This window comes from Marnyiella aurantia (genome assembly GCF_014041915.1).
GTDB classification, from domain to species: Bacteria; Bacteroidota; Bacteroidia; order Flavobacteriales; family Weeksellaceae; genus Marnyiella; species Marnyiella aurantia.
In genome coordinates this window covers 678,330-701,211 of record NZ_CP059472.1, presented here as the reverse complement: position 1 = coordinate 701,211, position 22,882 = coordinate 678,330, and the positions used below count along the sequence as shown (strand labels likewise).

Here is a 22,882-nt window from a genome sequence, read left to right as displayed (position 1 = left end):
TTTTCGCTAGTTGTTCATTTCGTTATATTTACATAAACCCAGTTGTAATATTCCCGCCAACAGAAATACCCAACCGTTGTCCGCAATTTTCCAAAAATCCCGCTTAAATGAAATATTTGATTATCATTTTTCTTTTCACTGTTTATGCCTGCAAAAAAGATACTGACAGAGTGGAGGAAATGTCTGCAAATAATGGTAAAATTTATGTGAAGAAATATTTCAAAAATAATTCAAAAAGTAAAATGGAGGTTTATGATAAAAACACCAATAAACTTCTAACCGTCACAGAATTTGACAAAGAAACAATTACAAAAATTGTAGAATTTTATCCAAATCTGAGGAAAAAATTAATAGCAACACTTTTGAAAGAACCTAATTATTTTGGAGTGAAAAATTATTCGGAAAATGGAAAAAAGGAAAGTGAAGGCTCTCTTCTATATAATTATAAAAACGCTAATTTAAGTCCAGTGAGTGATTGGTTGTTTTACAATAAACAAACAGGTGAAATTGATTCAATTGGACATTATTTTAGTGACGAAGAAACTTCCTTACTTGTGGAAGTGGAAAGAATAGAAAACAAAAAAATAACTACGATTAAATATTTCGAAGTAAAGCCAAAAGATACTTTGAGTGATTCAATAACTTGGGAAGTGAAGAGGATCCGCTAAAGAAACTGCATACAATAACTAAGCTTCGTCTTATCCGAAGGACACGAAATCGAAGGGTTCGCCGGAGCCAAATGAATTAACAATCATCAATTCCATTAAAAAAGATAATAATTAATTGATAAAGCCCGTTAGATCCTTCGCTCCGCTAAAACTTTTGCACATCGGAGCGCGGATTAGCAAAATTCCCTCACGAAAGCAAGCTTTCAGAGGAAACTTCGCCAATCCGCGCTCCGTTACCAGCAACCCTAACGGACGACAAACGACAACTTAGTGAAGAAGAAAAAATATATCGGACAATTAGTTTCTGTAAAATTCACAGACAGAATAACACCCATTTATGGTTATGTTGTTGACTACAATGACGACTGGACTTTAATGAAATACAATCCTGTCGACTACATAATTGACGGCTACATTATTTTCAGACACAAAAACATTGAAGGTTGTCGCAGGGACACAGACGAAAAATGGAGAGAAAAAGTAATTAATTTAAAAGGACTTCAACCAACGGACAAAGACATTATTCCGCTGACCGACCTTGAAACAATTCTAAAATATTTAACTGACAACTTTGGCGTTTTTCAGGTTTATACAAAATCAGAAACAGCTTGTTATTTAGGACAACTAAAATCCATTGACAAAAAAGAACTTGTAATGGACGACTTAAACCCAAAAGGGAAATGGGAAGGGCAAATGAAATTAAGAACTAGCGACATTAGAACAATTGAGTTTGACACAGACTATATCAACTCACTTAAACTTGTTTCGACAACTAAACCGACAAAGAAATAATGAGCAGACTTCACGACACAGAAAGAAAGGCAGCTGGTAACAGCACATTTGCAATAGGCGAGGTTTCGTGCTCCGCAGACAGTTTTGTGGTAGCCGAAAGTTTTGTGCTCTGAATAAACATTTGTGCTGAAAAGGCCGCCCATCGCAAATCTGCAAAACGTTAGTGGTCAGTTTCGAGCGATAGTAACCAAAAGAAAAAACATCCTAAAATGGAGAAAATACAATTACATTCAAAATTTACATTTTTAAGACAATATATTCTTCCAATTTGGATAATAATTTTAGGTTTATTTTTCCTTTATTCATCAATCGTTGAAAAAAAATGGATTGCTGCAATAATAATTTTATTCGTAATTAATGGAATTGTATATACGGTTAGAAAATTTTTATTCCCTTAGAAAAATGTTTTCCTCGATAAAGCAAACGCAAAAATTTTAGTTGAATACCGAAATGAAATTATTGAAATTCCTGTTACACAAATTCGCAAAATTGAGGAACAAAGTAGACTCGGAAAAATAATTAACGTTCAACTAAACTCGAAAATGAATTTCGGTTCTGAATTCATATTTATGCCAAAAAACAAAAATGTGATGCGTGAAATATTGGAAACGAAAAAATAATTAAATAAAAACCGAACTGCTAATAACAAAGCTTTCGTTTCGCTCCGTACAGGCTCACCTTTGGGAGCTTTCCGCCGCCTATGTTGAACCCGTCAATCACCTCCGTAACGTCTGTTTCTGCATTAGAAAAGATAAATCGTCACAGCCAAAAGAATACAGAAGCAAATCACTACATTTGGTCTTGATCGCCAAAGATATTAAATCACACCTGGCAGATTATTAATAGCATAATTTAACATAGTCAGAATTTTAAACAGACTGTACAATGATAAAGCATATAATATAAAAACATATGAATAGATACATTTACTTAACATCTTTGTTAGTGTTGTTTTCGTGCTCAACTTCGAAACAAATAGTTAAAACTAACTTGATAGATCATCAGACATTTGAATTACTTGAAATTTCTGATGACCCTACGTATGGATATTCGGAAAAAAACCCAATTCAAGTTGGTGGAGTTGATAACCAATCAGGTCCATTAAATGAACGTCGATTTTTGAATGCTCTGGCGGGTCCAAACGGTGAAGAAGTGGTGTATTTTAGATCAGGAAGTTGCTGTCCAATTAAAAGCAAAAATGACCCATTAGGATTTGGACAAGTGATGTTAGATAATTATCGACTAGCTTGGAAAGGTTCAAACGACACTGTATCAATATATATTAATATGTACGACTATGGTTCACTTAAAGCTCCTAAAGGATTTACAATCAAAAAATTAAACATCAGCAAATAACTAACCTTCAGCTTCGCACCGTTCGGCAGCCTCGGGTCGTCTCACTCCGCCTTAATCCATTCCCTCTGCGGCTGAATTTTTGCTTTAAAGCCAGCATGTACAGACTGAAACCCGCAATTTTTCTGTTGATTATTCTGATGACTTTCACTTCCTGCGATGGTCTGAAAGAATCGATGAGTAAAGTTTTTGATACCTCTGCGCGTACAAAGTACGAAAGGCAGTTTTCCGGCCCGGACAGCTTAATGACGAAGTGGAAAGGAGAATACACCCGGGCAGCCGGAAACAGTCTTGAAATTTCAGACGGTTTTACTTTTACAGCATTTTCAGCTAATAATGACCTGCACGCCTATGGATATTCTCTGCCGCTAACTCAGGGAGATGATTTAAGGATAACGCTGAGAAGTCACAATCCCCAGACTAAGTTTTTTATTGATGTGTACGGCGCGGATTCTTCGGCCGAAACTCCGAAAAGTGAACTCCTGAAAAACGGTCAGTTTACCAAAGTTATAGAACGTACAGGCGTTTACAGGATAATTATTCAGCCAGAAATCGTGCATCAGGGTGATTTCACGGTCAGTATTTACACACAGCCATCACTGGGTTTTCCAGTGGCCGGGAAGGGTAATAAAGATGCCCGGAGTTTTTGGGGTGCCGACCGCGACAGCGGCGCCCGAAGTCATGAAGGTGTAGATATATTCGCAAAACGCGGAACACCGGTTGTGGCCGCAACCGATGGATATATAACCAGGACAGGAAACTCCGGCCTGGGTGGCAAACAGGTCTGGCAGCGCGACGGTATTTTTGGCTATTCATATTATTATGCTCATCTGGACAGCATTATTACTGCAGACGGCCGGCAGGTAAAAGCGGGCGATACCCTCGGCCTTGTAGGCAGTACCGGCAATGCGGAAGGTGGGGCGCCCCATTTGCATTTCGGTATTTACGGCAGTGGAGGAGCTGTAGATCCTTTTCCCTTTATCCGCCAGAGAACCGCACCTAAAGCAACAGAGGTAGCGCGCCCGTCAGGCTCTGTCGTAAAAGCCGGCACAAATATACGGTCGGGACCAGACACTGATTATGAGATCTTATCTGTAACCGCCGAATTATCCGAAGCAAAGGTTCTGGCAGGCAACGGAAAATGGTTTCACATCCGGTTGGAGAATGGAGCAGAGGGTTTTGTGAGCGCTTCCGGAATCAAATGATTATTCCGACTATCATAATCATAACTCTTTGGTTACGGACCAAATATTTTAAAATTTATATATTAGCTTAAACAAAATAAATATGGATACTGATTTCAGCTGGGATTTATTCCTTTTTCAGTCTGCTTTCTTCATCGTTGGACTGTTTCTGTTGTTCTTTTTAGTGAAATTTGCCGTACGTCTCTATAAACGGCTGCAGTAAGTATGTACTGTTTACAGATTTCTGCACCATGTCCACGCCAGGTACTAACCGTTTTTTAAATAGTATTTTTGTCAGATGAACGTCCGCCATCTTAAACTATCTCTTTTTCTTACAGTCGCAACTGTTGTTTCCTGCGCCACACAGCAAACTGATATAAGTTCAACATCAGGGGCTGGATCCAACGGTGCGGTTAAAAATGCACCTGTAAAAACAGTTACTGCGCCGGTACCTGTGCCGGTGGTTTTACCGGAAGTTAAGCGTGAGTTTCGCGGTGCGTGGATTGCCACGGTAGCAAACATCAACTGGCCTACACGAAATAACCTTAGTTCTGAGCAGCAGAAGGCTGAGGCCATCCGCTTGCTGGATCTTTTGCAGGACCTCAATTTTAATGCGGTTATCTTTCAGGCGCGCCCGTCTGCCGATGCGCTTTACAATAGTTCCTACGAACCCTGGTCCTACTTCCTTACGGGACAGACCGGTAAAGGACCTGGTTATGATCCGCTGGAATTCTGGATCACCGAATCTCATAAAAGAGGTATGGAGCTGCACGTCTGGCTTAATCCCTACCGTGCTTTTCATACTACAGGTGGTGCAGTGACCGCAGAATCAATGGTGAAAAGAATGCCGTCAGAAATTGTTAAGCTTAGGAACGGAACCTATTGGTTCGATCCGGCAAATCCCAAAACACAGGATCATGTTTCCAATGTGGTAAAAGATATTGTAAAACGATATGACATAGACGGACTTCACTTTGACGACTATTTCTACCCCTACCGCGAATATAACGGTGGCAAAGATTTTCCGGATGATAAGTCCTGGAATACCTATCTGGCTTCAGGCGGAACACTCTCACGTGCCGACTGGCGCCGCGGGAATGTGAACAAGTTTATCAAACGCATTTATGATGAAATTAAGGTTGAAAAAAACCATGTGAAGTTTGGTATATCACCATTCGGGATTTGGAAGCCGGGTTTCCCTGCAGATATTACCGGATCCTCCCAATATGATGAGCTTTTTGCTGATGCCAAACTTTGGCTGAATGAAGGTTGGGTGGATTATTTTTCGCCACAGCTTTACTGGAAGGAAGAGGGACCGCAGCGTTTCAGTTCGCTTCTTAAATGGTGGGATTCCGAGAATCTCCGTAAGCGTCATCTCTGGCCCGGACTTAATACTGTAGGAATAAAAGGGGTGTCTGATAAATCTGCGGAAATTGTAGGTCAGATTAAAACTTCAAGGAATATTTTAAAGGAAAGTGATGGTGAAATCCATTACAGTGTTGCCGGATTGCTGCAGAATCCAGAGATGGTTAATGCTCTGAAAAATGGTCCTTACCACGATAAGGCATTAGTTCCGCGTACACCCTGGCTTAAAACAACTATTCTGGACAAACCGTTGCTTAAATATTCAAACGGCGGCTCAACAGCCCTGGTCGAGTGGTCCGCAAAAGATATGCAGAAAGTGAAACGCTGGGTACTGTACACCCGATACGGTGACCAGTGGGAAACTGAGATTCTTGACCTGGCAGACCGGTCCCGCAGTTTGGCACTAAATAAGGCAGGTAAAAAGCTGCAGGCTGTAACAGTCCGTGCAGTGGACCGTTTGGGTAACGAAAGTGCTTACGAAGTAAAGTCAATAGATTAACAGCAAGTACTTGCGCAGTTCATCTGTATATAGGATAAGCGGTGATTATTTGTCCGCTGTAAACAAAGTATGAATTTTACTGAACTGAAGGATTTCCTGGACCTTAAGGCCGATCTTTATAATCACCCGGATTTTATTGAAAACGATCCTATTCAGATTCCGCACCGTTTCTCCTTAAAACAGGATATAGAAATCTCTGGATTTCTAACCGCTACCATTTCCTGGGGCAACCGTAAATCTATACTGAAGTCGGCAGGTAAGATTCTGGATTTTATGGATGGTTCTCCCTATGATTTCGTTAAGAATTTTAAAGAGGCAGACCTGCTGCCGCTGACGGAAAAAAGCATACACCGCACTTTCAACGGCGAAGACCTTAGTCACTTTATCCGGAACCTGGGGCGGATTTACCAGCAAACTGATACGTTGGAAGACCTGTTCCTGCTACAGGAGGGCGAGACTGACTTTTACCACAGCCTGGAACGTTTCAGAACCGATTTTCTTGGAATAACCAGTCACCGCTCGGCCAAGCATGTCAGTTCTACATACAAAAATTCTTCGGCGAAGAGACTTATGATGTACCTTCGCTGGATGGTCAGGCAGGACAGCCGGCAGGTGGATTTTGGACTGTGGACACGCCTGAAACCCGCGTTTTTATCAATACCGCTTGATGTTCACACAGGTAATATGGGCAGGCAGCTTAAACTGATTTCCCGTAAGCAGAATGACTGGAAAACCGTAGCCGAAATGGATGTAATGTTGAGGAAAATGGACAGTGCCGATCCTGCCCGCTATGATTTTGCACTTTTCGGGATGGGCGTAAACGGTGAATTTTAACAAAAGGAATTTAACAATGAAAGTAACAGAACGAGCCGCTGAGAAGATAACTGTATTGGAAGGAATCGCAAACGCAGTGATGTGGTGGATTGGGTCCATACCATCTCTTATCGTTCATACCCTTTTGTTTCTTACCGCTTTTATGCTCCCCATTTTTAATCTGGTAGATTTCGATAAGATGCTGCTGGTACTGACTACTGTACTTTCACTGGAAGCCATTTATCTTGCCATCTTCATCCAGATGTCTGTGAACCGCAGTTCCGAACATATTGAAGTGCTGAGGGATGACGTTATGGAGATTCAGGAAGATATTGAAGATATACAGGAAGATATAGAAGAGATTTCCGAAGACATCGAGGAGATCAGTGATGATATTGAGGATATTCAGGAGGACATTGAGGATATCGCGGAAGATGAAGATGAGGAAGCTCCCATTGAACGTGCTAAAAATGTGATGCTGAAAAGCCATGTAACCACAAATAAAACAGCTATCAAAACATTGCGTGACAAAATTAAAGAATTGGAAGACCAGATTGAGAATCTTAAAACCGAGTAATACAGCCTTATTCAGGGCATAATAAATATGTTGTCCGTATCATATCAGCTGCATTGCCGGCTTTTTGTAAAATTTACGGTGCTGTGACAGGCGATAATCAAAATATATACTATATTTGTTTAAAACTTGTCAAAATGCTTAATTATCGATTAAAAAACTACTTTAGTATTTCTTTTATTGCGCTGAGCCTGCTGACCACTACCTCAGTGTTTGGTCAGAAAACGCGGCCACCGGCAATGAAAGAAATAAATCCATTAGCCAAAGCCGGGGATTTCATTGATGTGAATGTGGCCCCTTATCCAGAGTCCAACTTTACCCCCGCTCAACTCGTAACAGATGTATTAGTGGGCGCGTCGCCTACGTGCGGGACTCCCAATATTTCGAACGTGACTATTTCGCCGAATCAGCCGGTAACGGATAATAATCGTTTTTGGGGCTATTTCAATAAAGGAACGTCGCAGTTTCCATTTGATGAAGGGATCGTACTGACAACAGGATTTGCACGTAAAGCCGGGAATCTTGCCGAAACTTTCACACTTGGCGATGTTACAGGAACAAACAGTGATCCGGACTTGGTAGCCGCAACCAATCCATCAGCAGCACTTCATAATGCTGTAGTTCTGGAATTTGATTTCGTACCAGCCAGCACACAAATGAAGTTTAACTACATTTTTGCCTCAGAAGAATATGATGGCGGGTTCCCCTGTCTGGGTTATGATGATGCATTTGCTTTACTTCTGAAACCAAATACACCGGGGGCAACCTATACAAATATTGCAGTACTTCCCGGAGGAGCCGGCCCGGTAACAGCCACTAATATCGTTCCTGCAAGCTTTTCATGCGGACCGATTAATGCGCAGTACTTCGGCTCGCTGCCTCCTAACCAAACCAATTATTACGGCCGTACCATACCGCTGGAAGCAACAGCAACAGTTATTCCGGGTCAGTCCTACCATATTAAGATGGTAATTGCCGATGCCAGGGACAGTGGCTATGATTCAGCTGTATTCCTGGAGGCCGGCTCATTTGATATTGGTGTTCAGATTCTTAACCCAAATGGCGTTGCCTTACCGGCAGAGGTGGAAATGTGTGATAACACGCCCCAGTCCCTTACTGCTTCAGTACAGGTACCGGGAGCTACATATCAGTGGTCTTTGAACGGTAATATCATTTCCGGGGCTACCAATCCTACATATGTGGCAACTGCACCGGGTGTCTATTCGATCCAGGTTTTTGTTCCCGGAAATCAGTGTCCTGGCGAGGCTTCAGTGACTATCCTTGGTGGAACTTCTCCGGTGGTCAACAATATTACCTTTACCCAGTGTTATGCACCGGGTAATGTAAATTTCAACCTGAATCTTACTACGACCGCTATAAGCAGTACGCCTGGAGTTACGTACGCCTTTTATGAGGATCTGGCAGATGCTCAAGCTCAGAATGCGAACGTTATTGCAAATCCGGGAGCCTTTTCAAGTCCTGGTAACGTAACAGTTTATGCTTTGGTGAAATCAGGATTCTGTCCTAAAATAGCTGAAATTCAGTTGGTGAAGGCTCCACAGATTACCGTGGATATCGCTCCGCCACCAGCCATTAACTGTACGAATCCGCAGGTAACCTTGCTTGCGACCAGTTCTACCTATCCGGCAGGCTCCGTATTCAGTTGGGTTGCAACAAATGGTGGATATATTTTCTCCGGCGCCAATACACTTACACCGGTGGTGGCTGCAGGTGGAAATTACACATTGACCATTACAAAAGCTTACCAGCCAGGAGATGTTGTATGTTCTGCAACAGGAACGGTAACGGTTCAGGAGAACTTTACCCCACCTACGGTTACTGTATCGGCAAGTGACATGAAAGTGTGCGCAGGCTATCCTGTAGTGCTTACTGCCACGGGGGGTGCCACCTACGTATGGAACACCAATGCTTCACCGTTAAATGTGATTACCGTGGCTCCCACACAGACTACAACTTATACGGTTTATTCAGTTGGTGCAAACGGATGTCAGTCTACCAATCCTGCAACAATAACTATCGAAGTAATTCCTGCTATAACCACAACACTGCAGCCTGTAGCTGGTCAGATTTGTGTGGGCGACAGCATCATCCTGGATGCAGGTGCAGGCCCGGCATATACTTACGAGTGGAAGGATGAAGATGATATAGTTATCGGAAATTCGCAAACCGTAACAGTAGATGAAATGGGGATCTATACGGTAACTATCGGTAATGGAGAATGTACAGCAACCTTCTCAACACAGGTGGTGCAGGCACAGATTCCACAGGTGATCAATGCAGATTTCCAGACCAATACACTTACCCTTACGGCCAGTAATCCTAGTAACGGACCGCTTGAATATTCTATTGACAACGGATTTACGTGGCAGGATTCCAATGTATTCACTAACGTGGCTGCAAACATTACCCTTAACCTTCAGGTTCGTGTGAAACATACAAGTTGCGTAGGGGAACTGCCTTTCTTTACGCTTCACATACAAAATGTGATTACGCCAAACGGAGATGGTGTGAATGACGTACTGGATCTTAGCGGAATCAGCCGCTACAAAGACTTCGGAGCTTCAGTATACGACCGTTACGGAAAAGAAATCTGGAGAGCGACTAAAGATGCAGCTATCTGGACAGGAAGATTCCAAAGTAAGACATTGCCAACTTCTACTTATTGGTATCAGGTTAAGTATGAGGATCCTGCAAACAAGAATCCAATTAACAAAACTGGCTGGATCATGTTGAAAAACAGGGAATAAATCAAATCACTTTATAATGAAGGCTGTCTCACAATGAGTGAAGACAGCCTTTTTTTATTTTTGTTAAAGAAGACGGGAAGGGAAGGCCGCCGGGTCCCGCACTTATTTATTACCTAATACCTTAGCTCGTTAAATTCAAAATAGTATATACCGGGATAATTTATTTCTGGCTTTTCCAAAGACTTGCGAACGAAATAAAGTCTTCAATAGAAAGTTCTTCAGCTCGTTTATCCATGAACTCATGATCCTGAAGAACTTCCGGAATTTCCAGTATTTTCAGCGAGTTGGACAGCTTTTTCCGTCTTTGGTTGAAGCCGGCTTTAACGATCTGTTTGAAGAGATGTTCGTTGCCCTCCAGACCTGGCTTTAGATTGCGTGTGAGTCGGATTACGCCTGATTTCACCTTCGGCGGTGGGTTGAAGACGTTCTCGTGAACGGTGAAAAGATATTCAACATCATAATAAGCCTGAACAAGGACCGACAGTATTCCGTAGCTTTTGGTCCTCGGTACAGCTGCCGTCCTTTCCGCCACTTCCTTCTGAAACATTCCCACCATTTCCGGAATGATCATATGATGGTCTATGATCTTAAACAGGATTTGAGATGATATGTTATACGGGAAATTGCCGATAACGGCGGTTTGCTGTTGACCCGAAAACTCAAAATCGGTTTTCAGGAAATCCCCTATGAAGGTTTGGTCTTCAACAGTGCCGTAATTTTTCTTCAGGTAAGTGATGGATTCTTCGTCAATTTCTGCAAGAAATATTTTGCGGTCTGTTTCCAGCAGGTACTTGGTCAGTACACCCATACCTGGACCTACCTCCACGATGGTTTCATAACCGGAACCGGTAAGACCGTTCACTATGTCTTTTGCAATGTTTTCGTCCGTAAGGAAGTGTTGTCCGAGGTGTTTTTTTGCCCGTACGCTCATGTAGTTTTATTTTTATTGGGAAGTATGCACCTTAAAGCGGCTGCTGTACTTTAATGAATGGATGCTTACTTCGCTGATTTTGTGTTTTCTTAACACTCATTTTTCAGCATCGCCGGACAAATTTCGGAAGTTTTTTTCTATTTTAGCCAAAAATTTTGATGAATGGCGAGAACAGTGGAGGATTTTAACAAAAGAAGGCTTAGGTCTAGTAACATCACTGTGGTTGTAAGTATTGCGCTGGTGCTTTTTCTGGTCGGACTTTCCGGTCTGATTCTGATAAACGCTCAAAAATACTCCGATTATCTCAAGGAGCAGTTGGTGGTTAATGCTTATTTCGACCAGGATTATGACGCAAAGGATTCCCTGAAGCTCGCAAGTCAGGAGCTGGAAGCTGTGGAGAAGATTAAGGCACTTGCACCTGTAAAGAAAGCAACTTACATCAGCCGTATGCAAGCCAGCAGGGAAGCGAGGGTCAGTCTGGGTATCGATACCGAAAAACTTTTTGATGCGCATATCTTTCCGTCTTCTGTAGAGATTGCGTTAAAACCGGAATATGTGGATCCAGCTAAAGTAAATGACGCCATAAAGCAAATTTCCACAGTACCTGGTATCGTGGATGTGAAGAACAATTCGGAATCACAGCAGATTTACGAAAACCTGAACAAAATTCTGAAATGGATTCTTGCTTTCTCCATTCTCTTTCTGATTCTTGCAATAGTACTGATCAATAATTCCATCAGGCTGAAAATATTTTCAAAGAGATTTATCATCAAGACCATGCAGCTTGTAGGCGCTAAAAGAAGGTTTATCCTGATGCCTTTCGTGAAGGAAGCTATATTACTTGGTGTTTTAGGGGCTGTCCTCGGAATCATGGCTCTGTTCGGAGTATGGTACTATTTTACATCAACAATCCAGACACCATTTGTTCAGGATACCAACCAATTTGTGCTGCTTGTAGGATTAATTGCACTTATCGGAATATTCATCACTGTACTGAGCACAATATTCGCAACCTGGAGATTCCTGAGGTCTAATATCGACGATTTATACTATACTTAAAATGGCAAAGAAAACAGCAAAATTCTCCGCTGACTCTTTCGGTACGACCGAAAACAAACCCCAAAGTCCATTTTACTTTGGTAAGGAAAACTACAGATGGATGTTCATAGGTCTGGGACTTACAATCCTGGGATTTCTGCTGATGATGGGTGCCGATGCCAATACTGTAGACGGAAAATTTGATCCCAACAGCTGGAATGAAGATATTTTTTCCTTCCGCAGGATTCGTCTGGCGCCGTTTCTGGTGGTTGCCGGATTTGCCGTTCAGGTATACGCTATCCTGAAGCGGAACAGGTAATGCCTGCAAATTTCTAAAATCAATTTTTATATGGATTTAATCAGAGCAATTGTAATTGCAATTGTGGAAGGACTTACCGAGTACCTGCCTGTATCATCTACCGCTCACATGATCTTTACAAGTTCACTTTTCGGTATTCAGGAAGACGAGTTTGTAAAGATGTTTCAGGTTTCAATACAGTTTGGGGCTATTCTGGCGGTCGTGTTTCTTTACTGGAAGAAATTTCTTGACTTCTCTAACATAAAATTTTATCTGAAGCTTGCTGTAGCCGTAATTCCCGCTTTGGTCTTAGGTTATCTTTTTGATGATATGATTGAATCGGTTCTGGGCGATCCAGTACCTATTGCGGTCGTGCTTATTCTGGGCGGTATTGTACTTCTCTTCGTTGATAAATTCTTTACTACCCATACGGTGCATGACGAAAAGGAAATCACTTACAAGAAGGCCTTTACCATTGGTCTGTGGCAGTGTTTGGCCATGATGCCGGGTGTAAGCCGCAGTGCCGCTTCCATCATAGGAGGGATGCAGCAAAAACTTACCCGGGTTGCAGCCGCCGAATTTTCATTCTTCCTGGCCGTTCCCACCATGCTGGCAGTGACCACCTATTCTATTTTCCTTAAGAAGTGGAACCACCACGGTGTGGACCAGAAAGGATACGAAATGATTTTCGCGAGTTCGGAAAACACGATGAGCTTTTTTGTTGGGAATGTAGTTGCCTTTGTAGTGGCTGTGATTGCCATTAAGTTCTTTATTGGTGTCCTTACGAAGTACGGTTTCAAGCCCTGGGGCTGGTACCGCATCATTGTGGGAATTGTATTGCTGATTTATTTTACACAGTTTCAGTGATCAGCAGAAAGCTTTTTCGAAGCAAAATAGTGTATTGGATATCTGCTGTATTCTTCACACTTTATGGATTTCTCTCTATAGTAAGTGTTATTTCTAAACTACGGGATGGAACGGATTATTCCATAATATCATTTGCTATACTAATGGTTTTATCCATTGTGATTGCTGTAATGGTGTTTCATAAGGAGAAGAACACGATTCGTATGATAAATCTGTTTATATGCTTGCTTATTCCTGTTTCCCTATGGGATAGCATTAGCATTTACGAGACTCACTATATATATCATCCTGAGGTCTTATGGTCAGTGTTAGGTATGATTGTTTATCTTTATTTTGTAAACAAGTTGAGGTATAATCATCGTATAGCAGACGAAATTAATGAGATAGGAGCAAACAAATGAACACAGAAGATTTACTTGCCGGACAGGTTATTTTACTCGACAAACCGCTGGACTGGACGAGTTTTCAGGCGGTGAATAAACTCAAGTACAAACTTAAGAACGAATTCAAACTCCCGAAGAAGTTCAAGATCGGTCATGCCGGCACTTTGGATCCGCGCGCCACAGGTCTGCTGATTGTATGCACAGGAAAATTCACCAAGAACATCCAGGAAATTCAGGATGCACCTAAAGAATATCTCACCGAGATCAAAATTGGCGTTCAAACCGAATCTTACGACACCGAAAAGCCGGAAATACTGCCTCAGGACTTTTCACATATCTCAGAAGAAATTATCAACGAAACTTTAGGTAAATTTGTAGGCGAGATTGAGCAGAAACCACCCGTTTTTTCGGCCATAAAGATTGAGGGTCAGCGCGCCTACGATCTTGCAAGGAAGGGGCAGGAAGTGGAAATGAAAGCAAGGAAAACGACCATTCATTATCTGAACGGAATTGAGATAGACCTGCCGTTTGTCCGCTTCACAGTTGGATGCTCAAAAGGAACCTACATCCGCAGCCTGGCGCACGATATCGGTCAGGAACTTGGAGTGGGGGCGTACCTTACCAACCTCCGCCGCACGAAGATCGGGGATTATTCGGTTAAGGACGCCTCTGAAAAAATGCTGGAGAACGACTTCCGCTTTTCTGAAAATACATAATTATAGTATTAATTCCTGATTTCTCAAACATGGAAAAGACCCGCATCAACAAATATCTTTCGGAAGTTGGCTTCTGCTCGCGTCGGGAGGCCGACCGCATGCTTGAGCAGGGCCGAATCACTGTAAATGGCACTGTTCCGGAAATGGGAACAAAAGTCTCGGACCAGGACGAAATTCTTGTTGACGGAGTTTCCATCCGCAAAACTGAAGAAGATCATGTTTATATTGCTTTAAACAAACCTGTAGGAATTGTTTGTACTACCGATACAAAAAGGGAGAAAGACAATATCATTGACTTTCTGAACCATCCGAAAAGGATTTTCCCAATCGGTCGTCTGGACAAACCCAGTGAAGGTCTTATTCTGCTTACTTCCGACGGTGACATCGTAAATAAAATCCTGCGTGCACGTAATAACCACGGAAAAGAATATATAGTAAGGGTGGACAAGCCTATAACTCCGCAGTTCCTGCACAAAATGCGCAACGGGATTCCCATCCTGGGCACAGTCACAAACAAATGTGAAGTGGAGCAGATTGATACGCTCTCTTTCCGCATAGTCCTTACACAGGGGCTCAACAGGCAGATACGCCGTATGTGCGAGTATTTGGGATATGAAGTAAAGAAACTGAAAAGGATTCGTATCATGAACATCAAACTGGACCTGCCGGTAGGAAAATGGAGGGACCTCACAGAAGCGGAGCTGTCCGAACTTAACTCTCTTCTTAGTGATTCGCCAAAAACTATAGACTAATCTTCCTTCTACACCGTGGCTCATTTGAGGTACAGCTTCATTTTTGCCAAATATTCCGGTTTCGCATTGACCAGTTTCCAGATTTTCTTTTCATCTGAATTGCTGAGTCTGTAATAAATGATTTTATCTGCTGAATATCTGAAATAGGGATGTGTCTTCAGCCAGCTTTCAGGCGCTTCGGCCAAAGTGTACCTTTCCACTTTTGAAAGGTTCAGTGGTGATATATCAATTAATTTTTGTGCAAGTTCACGGTCGATGTCATAACTTTCAAAAACCTGATTTTTCGCCGCAAAGCCTCCAAGCTTTTTACGGAAGGAAACGTAGTTTCGCGCGGCTCTTTCATCAAAACCAAACTCAATGAGCTGGTCAGCGGTTATTTCGTTAATGTCAACTTTGCTGAAATCTGTTGCAGGCCCTGAAATCTGACCTTGGTTGCCTGCAGAACCGTTCCGTTTGCCTATATTTTCTGGATTAAGGTGGATGAAAGGCTCCAGTTCTGCAAATTTCTGTTCCGAAATCACAAAGCAGTTTCGGATGTCCTCCTTGGTTTTAAAACTGCCTTTCAGTATCCGTTGACGGTAGTTCATGATTACATTTGCCTGTTTCTCGGAAAATCCCAAGCCTATCCAGCCCTGCATATCCAGCAGGTTAGGATCGAACTCCGATATTTTAGTTGCCACTGTATTTCGTGCTTCAGAACGGGAGAAACCGTTTCGACCTCCGGAAGCCGCATTTGTAGCCGTTCCCTTTTCCGGCAGTATCAGATAAGGTTCAAGTCTGGCGTAGTTTTCTTCGCTTATAATAAAGCATTCTTTAAACTTCTCTTTGCTTATGAAACTTCCACCCAGATAGGAGCGGTATTTAAGAATTGCAGAAGCCTGTTTTCCGCTGAAACCAAGCTTTTCCCAGTCCTGCTGGCTATAGGTGTCCGGATTAAATTTCCCTGGTATTGTAATCGTCTTTTTGGATGAAAAGTTGGAACGCCCGGGTTTATAAGAGAAGCCTGCATTTCTCACGGCCGATGTCCCTTTTTCCGGCAGCAAAAGATAAGGTTCCAGTTCTTCGTACCTGCTATCGGAAACGGCGTAGCATTTTTTAAACTGTTCCTTTGATGTAAAGGTGCCGCCAACCACCTGTCTGTACTTAAGAATAGTGGCAGCCTGCTTTTCCGAAAAACCAAGCGCCATCCACTGACCTGCATCAAGCTCATTCGGGTCGAATTCCGAAAGCACAATGCTTTTACCGGATTCAACCTCTGCAAATTCAGGAACGCCGTGACGTTCTGTTTCGGCAGGTATACTGCCTCGGTATGCCGCTAAAGCTGCGACAACCGCCAATACAAGAATGCAGATAATTATAAAGTGCTTCCTGGCTATTGTGAATTGTAGGGTAGAGTTCATCTGTCTAATTTTATGTAAAATTAGCAGCGCTCTAAATTGATTTTCAAGGGGAAAACACCTTATTTTTTACGGGAAAAACACCTTTTTACTGCTCGGGTTTATCGGATAGGGATTCTTTAAGTTTTTGAAGTTCAGCTTTCACAAATTCAAGACGGTCAATGATCGATATTGTTTCGGAAATCTTGCTGTTAGTGGTCAGTGCCACACGCGCGCCGTCCAGAGTATAGCCTTTCTCCTTAACCAGATGATAGATGATCTTAAGATTTGTGAGATCTTCCGGAGTGAAATAACGGTTACCTTTTTTGTTTTTCTTTGGCCTGAGGATGGGAAACTCCTGTTCCCAATAACGGATTAGGGACGTGTTCACATCAAAAGCACGTGCAACCTCACCAATGGAATAATAGAGTTTGTCCGGCAGGTTAATCTTCATAACAGAAATGTGTCTTTTTCAAAGATAAATAAATTCAGCTAAAATCAATATGCTACTTCCATTTTGACCTTTTTGCCTTTTAACTTCTCATCCTGCAGTTTCTTCAGTACCGCGTTCACCTTTTTCCTGTCTACTGCCACATACGAAGTTGTGTCCTTTACTTCAATGATTCCTATATCCGACATTTCGAGACCGCCTTTCTTAATCAGATAGCCCACAACATCCACTTTATTTACTTTGTCCTTCTTTCCGGCACTTATATAAATGGTTTGAAAGGGTGTAGGTGAGGGTACCCGGTTGCTTTCGGAAACATTTTCTTCGGGTGTGTTACTTTTTATAAAAGGAAAATTTTCATCTTCGGTCATGATAAGGTAGGAGAAACCCTTGGCATTCATCCGTGCGGTACGGCCGTTACGGTGTACAAAAGCGTCTTCTTTGGGAGGTAACTGATAATGCACAATAGATTCAACCTCCGGAATATCCAGGCCGCGTGCAGCCAGGTCAGTCGTAATCAGAATTCTGGCCGAGTCATTACGGAATTTCAGAAGCGCACGTTCACGCTCGTCCTGTTCCATTCCGCCATGAAAGGTCTCGCGCGAAATTCCTTTTTCACGCAGAAGCTCCGAGATCCTGTCTACTGCATCCCGGTGGTTACAGAAAATCAGGGTTCTTTTATTTCCGATTTTACAGATCAGCTGGAATAAGGTATCCAGTTTTTCCTCGGAGGTGGTCATCACCTTTCGGAGCTGAACATTAGGTTTGGATTCGTGTACCTTCAGGAAATTAATCTGCTTAGGTTTACTGAGACCTGTGAAAGACGGTATCTGCTCCATAGCTGTGGCGGAAGTCAGTATTCGTTGTGACAGATTAGACATAGACTGAACAATGTATTCCATATCTTCCTGGAAGCCGAGTTCCAGAGACTTGTCGAACTCGTCCAGTACAACTGTTTTTATTGTTGAAGGATCAAAATTGTTATTTCGGATATGATAAGTTATCCTGCCGGGGGTCCCGATTAGGACAGCCGGTGCCTGGGTAAGATTGTTTACTTCGATCTTTTTGTCGTGTCCGCCATAGCAAACGGTGACTTTATGATCGCTTCCTATGGATTTGAACACCTGCTCAATCTGCAGGGCAAGTTCGCGGGCCGGAACCAATATCAGCGCCTGAATGCCGGATTTGGAAGGGTTCAGGTCTCTTAAAATTGGTAAAAGAAAAGCCAGGGTTTTCCCGGAACCGGTGGGCGATAACAGGATGACGTCGTTGCCGTTTTCGGTCGCAGTATAGGTTGATTTCTGCATCTGGTTCATGTCAGAAATCTGGAGTTTTGTATAAATAGGTTGTAAATCCATGTCGCAAAGATAATCCAATCCTTTCGGTAAACTGTACACCTGTAGACACTCCTTTTTGTGTACCGTTTATTTTAGCGCATATTAAAGAATAAGTTATTGCAGATCCTGCTTATTTTTGTACTTTTGCAAAACTTTTTGTGCGGACTTTTGGCAAAGTTAAAACAGTAACAACTAACATCTTCCGTATTTTTCATCATGCACATTAAGCCAATGGTTGAAAGAGAAGGGATACAAATTTTTTATTATGTCTGAAAATAAAGACGCGGTTCTTATGAACCAAAACGTAACACCTGAGCAGTTTGACTGGGATTCTTTCGAGTCCGGACTTGATGCAGATGCAAGAAAGGAAAAGAGCGATCTTGAAGAAATCTACAACGGATCTCTTACCAGCCTTGCAGACAATGATGTATTGACAGGTAAAGTAGTTAGACTGACTGACAAAGAGGCGATCGTTGACATCAACTTTAAGTCAGAAGGGGTGATTTCGCTTAACGAATTCCGTTACAACAGCGGCCTGAAAGTAGGTGACGAAGTTGAAGTAATGGTAGACAGAAGAGAGGACAAAAGCGGACAGCTTCAGTTATCTCACAAAAAAGCCAGAACACTTAAGGCTTGGGACAGAGTGAACGAGCTTCACGAAACCGGCGAAATCGTAAACGGTTACGTAAAATCAAGAACAAAAGGTGGTATGATCGTGGATATTCACGGTATCGAAGCCTTCTTACCAGGATCTCAGATTGATGTTAAGCCTATTAAGGATTACGATCAGTTCGTAGGTAAAACAATGGAATTCAAAGTGGTTAAGATTAACCCGGAGTTCAAGAACGTTGTTGTATCTCACAAAGCGCTTATTGAAGCGGATCTTGAAGGTCAGAAAAAAGAAATTATCGCTCAGCTTGAAAAAGGTCAGGTTCTGGAAGGAACTGTTAAGAACATCACTTCTTACGGTGTGTTTGTGGACCTTGGTGGTGTTGATGGACTTATCCACATCACTGACCTTTCATGGAGCCGTGTTAACCATCCGTCAGAAATTCTTGAAGACGGTGCAACGGTTAAGGTGGTTATCCTTGATTTCGATGATGAGAAAACAAGAATTCAGCTTGGTATGAAGCAGCTTGAAGCTCACCCATGGGATGCGCTTTCTGCCGACATGAAAGTTGGAGATAAAGTAAAAGGTAAAGTTGTTGTCCTTGCAGACTATGGTGCATTCGTAGAAATCGCTCCGGGTGTTGAAGGTCTGATCCACGTTTCCGAAATGTCATGGTCTACTCACCTGAGAAGCGCCGGTGATTTCGTAAAAGTTGGTGACGAGGTTGAAGCAGAAGTTCTTACACTGGACAGAAGCGACAGAAAGATATCTCTTGGTATCAAGCAGCTTAACAAAGATCCTTGGGAAAATATCGAATCTAAATACCCTGTTGGTTCCCAGCATGTAGGTACCGTTAGAAACTTTACAAACTTTGGTGTTTTTGTTGAATTGGAAGAAGGAATTGACGGTTTGATCTATATCTCCGATCTTTCCTGGACTAAGAAAATCAAACATCCATCTGAGTTCTGCGCAGTAGGAGACAAGCTGGACGTTATCGTTCTTGAACTTGACACTGCTTCCAGAAGACTTTCTTTAGGACACAAGCAGCTTCAGGAAAATCCTTGGGATAAGTTTGAAACCAAGTATGCTGAAGGAACTGTACATTCAGGAAAAACCACAGATGTATTCGACAAAGGAGCTCAGGTTCAGTTTGAAGATGCAGAAGTTGAAGCTTTCTGTCCGTCCAGACTTCTTGAAAAAGAAGACGGTTCTAAAATCAAGAAAGGTGAAGAGGCTCAGTTCAAAGTAATTGAATTCAACAAAGAATTCAAGAGAGTTGTAGTTTCCCACACAGGAATTTTCAGAGACGAAGAGAAGAGAAATACACGTGAGTCTAACTCCAGACCACAGGTAACTTCTACAGGTAACGAAGAGAGAGCTACTCTTGGAGATATCGACGCTCTGGCTGAACTTAAAAAGAGAATGGAAGGCGGCGAATAAGCTTTTCAGACTTTATATACTTAACCACCTCGTAAGGGGTGGTTTTTTTATGACTGTAAGTGTGAGTATCGCTAAATATTGTAAATTCGGTATTATTTCGCGACTATGAAAAAACGTATACTTTCGGCTTCACTTCTGCTTACTTTTGGTTTTCTGCAGGCTCAGGATCACCGGAGAATAATAGGAGATTTTCTCTGGAAAGATCCTTCGGCACGCAGTACCGGCCGGATTCCGGACTTTGTTATTCAGCAGGAAGATTATTCCAGGTCCATGAAGGGTACGGTAATTAAAATGCAGCAAACAGTTAATGAGATCCCTGTCTACAACAATGTCGCTACTGCACTGGTGAAAGAGGGTAAGGTTACCTATTTCTCTGATAATCTGGCGCAGTCATACACTGTTCTGAAGCAGAATATAAATCTGAAAGATCCCCAAACGCTATTGCATTCAGCTTTTAGTCAGCTGAATATTCAAAATCCGGAATTGTATCAGGTAGCGGATTTTAATGATTCTGATACCGGAAACGTTGCGAAGCACCGCCGGGTATACTTCAGTAAGGATGGAACTCTCATTTTATGTTATGAGTTTCATTTTCATGAAGCCGGCAGCAGTACGTATTGGGATATTCTTGTTGATGCTGCTACGGGAAGTATTCTGCATAAGCAGAACCTGACTTTATCCTGTACATTTAATCACGATGGAAAATCTAAACCCGCTGCACCGGCAGGGATTGATGCGCACAATACAGCTAAGTTCTCTGCCGCTTCGCCGGACAATGCCTCCTATAATGTGTTTGCCTTACCGGTTGAAAGTCCCAATTTCGGCTCGCGCTCAATTGTATCGAATCCCTGGTTTGCGGATGCTTCGCCCGAAGGTTGGCATTCAGACGGTAGCGGCCACTATACCACAACCCGTGGTAATAATATCTATGCTTATGATGATGTTGCCGGCAGTAACAGTCCCGGTTTCTCTCCGGATGGCGGGTCGGGGAGAATTTTCGATTTTCCTTTTGCCACCGGCCAGCCGGCACAAAACAGCCTTTCCGCGGCCATCACCAATGTTTTTTATACGGCGAACAAAACCCATGATATCTTTTACAGATTGGGATTCACTGAGAGTGCGCGTAATTTTCAAACCAATAATTTTGGCAAAGGTGGTGTTGGGAATGATGCTGTACTGGCTGAAGCTCAGGACAGTTCGGATCTCAATAACTCCAACTTCTTTACTCCGCCCGACGGTACCAATCCGCGAATGCAGATGTTCCTCTGGACGCCTTCATTTGTGCAGCGGCTTTTCTACAACAGTCCTGCAAGTGCAGTTCCGAGGCAGCCCAACACCAGGGTAGCAGAATTCGGTCCTCAGTTAACGCCGGCAGGCATTACTGGTGATGTTGTTCTTTCGCCTGTTATTGATGCATGTACGCCACTAATGCCTACATCCATGGTAGGCAAAATAGGCCTTGCCGAGCGGGGAAACTGCAATTTTACTGTTAAGGTGAAGAATATTCAGGAAGCGGGAGCTGTAGGAGCGATTATCTACAACAATCCGGGAGCAACAAATTTTGGTAATATGGGCGGAGCAGACGCCACAATCAGTATTCCGTCGGTTCTGATTGAAAATCCTGAAGGTGAATTTATTAAATCCACACTTTCCAGCGGAACACCTGTTAATGTCACGCTTAAGCATGATTCGGCTACGGATCAGTATGCTGATGCGGCTTTTGACAACGGAATCATTATCCACGAGTATGCTCACGGAATCACCAACCGTCTCACGGGAAATGGATACTCCTGCCTGAACAAAGAGATTTCCAGCGAGCAGATGGGCGAGGGGTGGTCCGATTTCTTTGCTCTCATGCTTACCAACCAACCCAATGCAACCGCTTCGGTACCAAGGTCAGTTGCCACTTATGCCGGGGGACAGAACGCCGCCGGAATTGGCATCCGTCCGCAGTTTTACTCACCGGATTTCGGGATCAATAATTATACATACGCCAGAACAAACGGTATGGAGTTCCTGGAAGATGGGGTAATGACGCCGGATGTCCATTCTATTGGATTCGTTTGGGCCACCATTTTATGGGACCTTCACTGGAAATATGCTGAAAAGTATGGCTATGCTGCCGATGTGATGACCAGTTCAGCCAGCGGAAGTACACGAGTCCTTCAAACGGTAGTGGACGGAGTTAAGCTTCAGGAATGTAATCCGACTTTTCCGTCTGGTCGTGATGCCATAATTGCTGCCGATATAGCCAGCACCGGTGGCGCAAACCGCTGTATGATCTGGGAAACATTTGCCAAACGCGGTGTGGGATTAGATGCATCGGCAGGCAGTAAAGGCAGTATAAATGACCAGACTGAAGATTTTACCATACCTGATGAATGTAAGACCGGCCACGTGCCGGATAGCGGATTCACTCTTTATCCGAATCCAGCTGATAACCGATATTACATCAACTTCCCGATAAGTATGCTTGGGAAGATGAGTATTGAAGTTTATGATTCATCCGGCAGACTGGTAAGTTCACAGGAAAAACTTGTGGTGAATGTGAAGCAGCAATTCTCCTCCAGTCACCTGCTGAATGGGGTATACTTCATAAAGATTAAAGGCACCGGCGGGGATAAGGTTTTGAAACTCGTAGTGGCAAAGAAGTAGTACGACCGAGGTCAA

Annotated in this window: 19 protein-coding genes; 15 read left to right on the top strand and 4 right to left on the bottom strand. The window is 42.8% G+C overall.

The genetic code is table 11. The annotated features are described in order from the left end of the window. The first annotated feature begins 107 nt into the window (after positions 1-107). From H1R16_RS03235 to H1R16_RS03200, 8 genes are all read left to right on the top strand, one after another. The gene (locus H1R16_RS03235) at positions 108-668 is read left to right on the top strand and encodes a hypothetical protein (protein ID WP_181885681.1); all 561 of its coding nucleotides are present in this window, start codon (positions 108-110) and stop codon (positions 666-668) included. Positions 669-938: 270 nt separating this feature from the next. Continuing rightward, positions 939-1,460 (top strand): hypothetical protein, encoded by a 522-nt coding sequence (locus H1R16_RS03230; protein ID WP_181885682.1) that lies wholly within the window; start codon positions 939-941, stop codon positions 1,458-1,460. Between the two features lie 912 nt (positions 1,461-2,372). Further along, a complete protein-coding gene (locus H1R16_RS03225) occupies positions 2,373-2,816 on the top strand; it encodes a 2-dehydro-3-deoxyphosphooctonate aldolase (RefSeq protein WP_228451021.1) in 444 nt (147 codons plus the stop codon). 95 nt (positions 2,817-2,911) lie between these two features. Next, positions 2,912-4,018, top strand: a complete 1,107-nt coding sequence (locus H1R16_RS03220) for a M23 family metallopeptidase (protein ID WP_181885683.1) — start codon at positions 2,912-2,914, stop codon at positions 4,016-4,018. Between the two features lie 277 nt (positions 4,019-4,295). Next, positions 4,296-5,861, top strand: a complete 1,566-nt coding sequence (locus tag H1R16_RS03215) for a glycoside hydrolase family 10 protein (RefSeq protein ID WP_181885684.1) — start codon at positions 4,296-4,298, stop codon at positions 5,859-5,861. 69 nt (positions 5,862-5,930) lie between these two features. Beyond that, entirely contained in the window at positions 5,931-6,695 is a 765-nt protein-coding gene (locus H1R16_RS03210) for a TIGR02757 family protein (protein WP_181885685.1), read from the top strand. A 16-nt stretch (positions 6,696-6,711) separates the two neighbouring features. Next, positions 6,712-7,251 (top strand): DUF1003 domain-containing protein, encoded by a 540-nt coding sequence (locus H1R16_RS03205; protein WP_181885686.1) that lies wholly within the window; start codon positions 6,712-6,714, stop codon positions 7,249-7,251. Positions 7,252-7,385: 134 nt separating this feature from the next. Then, positions 7,386-10,016: a choice-of-anchor L domain-containing protein gene (locus tag H1R16_RS03200; protein WP_181885687.1), complete on the top strand. Its 2,631-nt coding sequence runs from the start codon at positions 7,386-7,388 to the stop codon at positions 10,014-10,016. Between the two features lie 160 nt (positions 10,017-10,176). On the opposite strand, the gene rsmA is transcribed toward H1R16_RS03200, so the two are convergent. Next, positions 10,177-10,947, bottom strand: a complete 771-nt coding sequence (gene rsmA, locus H1R16_RS03195; RefSeq protein WP_181885688.1) for a 16S rRNA (adenine(1518)-N(6)/adenine(1519)-N(6))-dimethyltransferase RsmA — start codon at positions 10,945-10,947, stop codon at positions 10,177-10,179. Positions 10,948-11,109: 162 nt separating this feature from the next. Between rsmA and H1R16_RS03190 the strand changes: the two genes are divergently transcribed. From H1R16_RS03190 to rluF, 5 genes are all read left to right on the top strand, one after another. Further along, complete coding sequence (locus tag H1R16_RS03190) at positions 11,110-12,006, top strand: cell division protein FtsX (protein ID WP_181885689.1); 897 nt, start codon at positions 11,110-11,112, stop codon at positions 12,004-12,006. A gap of 1 nt (position 12,007) precedes the next feature. After that, a complete protein-coding gene (locus H1R16_RS03185) occupies positions 12,008-12,304 on the top strand; it encodes a DUF3098 domain-containing protein (RefSeq protein WP_181885690.1) in 297 nt (98 codons plus the stop codon). A gap of 30 nt (positions 12,305-12,334) precedes the next feature. Next, entirely contained in the window at positions 12,335-13,150 is an 816-nt protein-coding gene (locus H1R16_RS03180; protein ID WP_181885691.1) for an undecaprenyl-diphosphate phosphatase, read from the top strand. Between the two features lie 397 nt (positions 13,151-13,547). Then, entirely contained in the window at positions 13,548-14,249 is a 702-nt protein-coding gene (truB, locus tag H1R16_RS03175) for a tRNA pseudouridine(55) synthase TruB (protein WP_181885692.1), read from the top strand. Positions 14,250-14,278: 29 nt separating this feature from the next. After that, positions 14,279-15,001, top strand: coding sequence for a 23S rRNA pseudouridine(2604) synthase RluF (gene rluF / locus H1R16_RS03170; protein WP_181885693.1), 723 nt, complete (start codon positions 14,279-14,281; stop codon positions 14,999-15,001). 20 nt (positions 15,002-15,021) lie between these two features. Here rluF and H1R16_RS03165 read toward each other — a convergent pair whose 3' ends face one another. The 3 genes from H1R16_RS03165 to H1R16_RS03155 form a co-directional block, all read right to left on the bottom strand. Beyond that, the gene (locus tag H1R16_RS03165; RefSeq protein ID WP_181885694.1) at positions 15,022-16,401 is read right to left on the bottom strand and encodes a helix-hairpin-helix domain-containing protein; all 1,380 of its coding nucleotides are present in this window, start codon (positions 16,399-16,401) and stop codon (positions 15,022-15,024) included. Positions 16,402-16,486: 85 nt separating this feature from the next. Beyond that, positions 16,487-16,831 carry a MerR family transcriptional regulator gene (locus tag H1R16_RS03160; RefSeq protein WP_181885695.1) on the bottom strand — a complete coding sequence of 115 codons (345 nt, stop codon included), beginning with the start codon at positions 16,829-16,831 and terminating at the stop codon, positions 16,487-16,489. 44 nt (positions 16,832-16,875) lie between these two features. Next, positions 16,876-18,183, bottom strand: coding sequence for a DEAD/DEAH box helicase (locus tag H1R16_RS03155; RefSeq protein WP_181885696.1), 1,308 nt, complete (start codon positions 18,181-18,183; stop codon positions 16,876-16,878). Positions 18,184-18,427: 244 nt separating this feature from the next. Between H1R16_RS03155 and rpsA the strand changes: the two genes are divergently transcribed. Continuing rightward, positions 18,428-20,212, top strand: coding sequence for a 30S ribosomal protein S1 (gene rpsA, locus H1R16_RS03150; RefSeq protein WP_181885697.1), 1,785 nt, complete (start codon positions 18,428-18,430; stop codon positions 20,210-20,212). 105 nt (positions 20,213-20,317) lie between these two features. Then, a complete protein-coding gene (locus H1R16_RS03145) occupies positions 20,318-22,867 on the top strand; it encodes a T9SS-dependent M36 family metallopeptidase (protein ID WP_181885698.1) in 2,550 nt (849 codons plus the stop codon). Positions 22,868-22,882 lie beyond the last annotated feature (15 nt).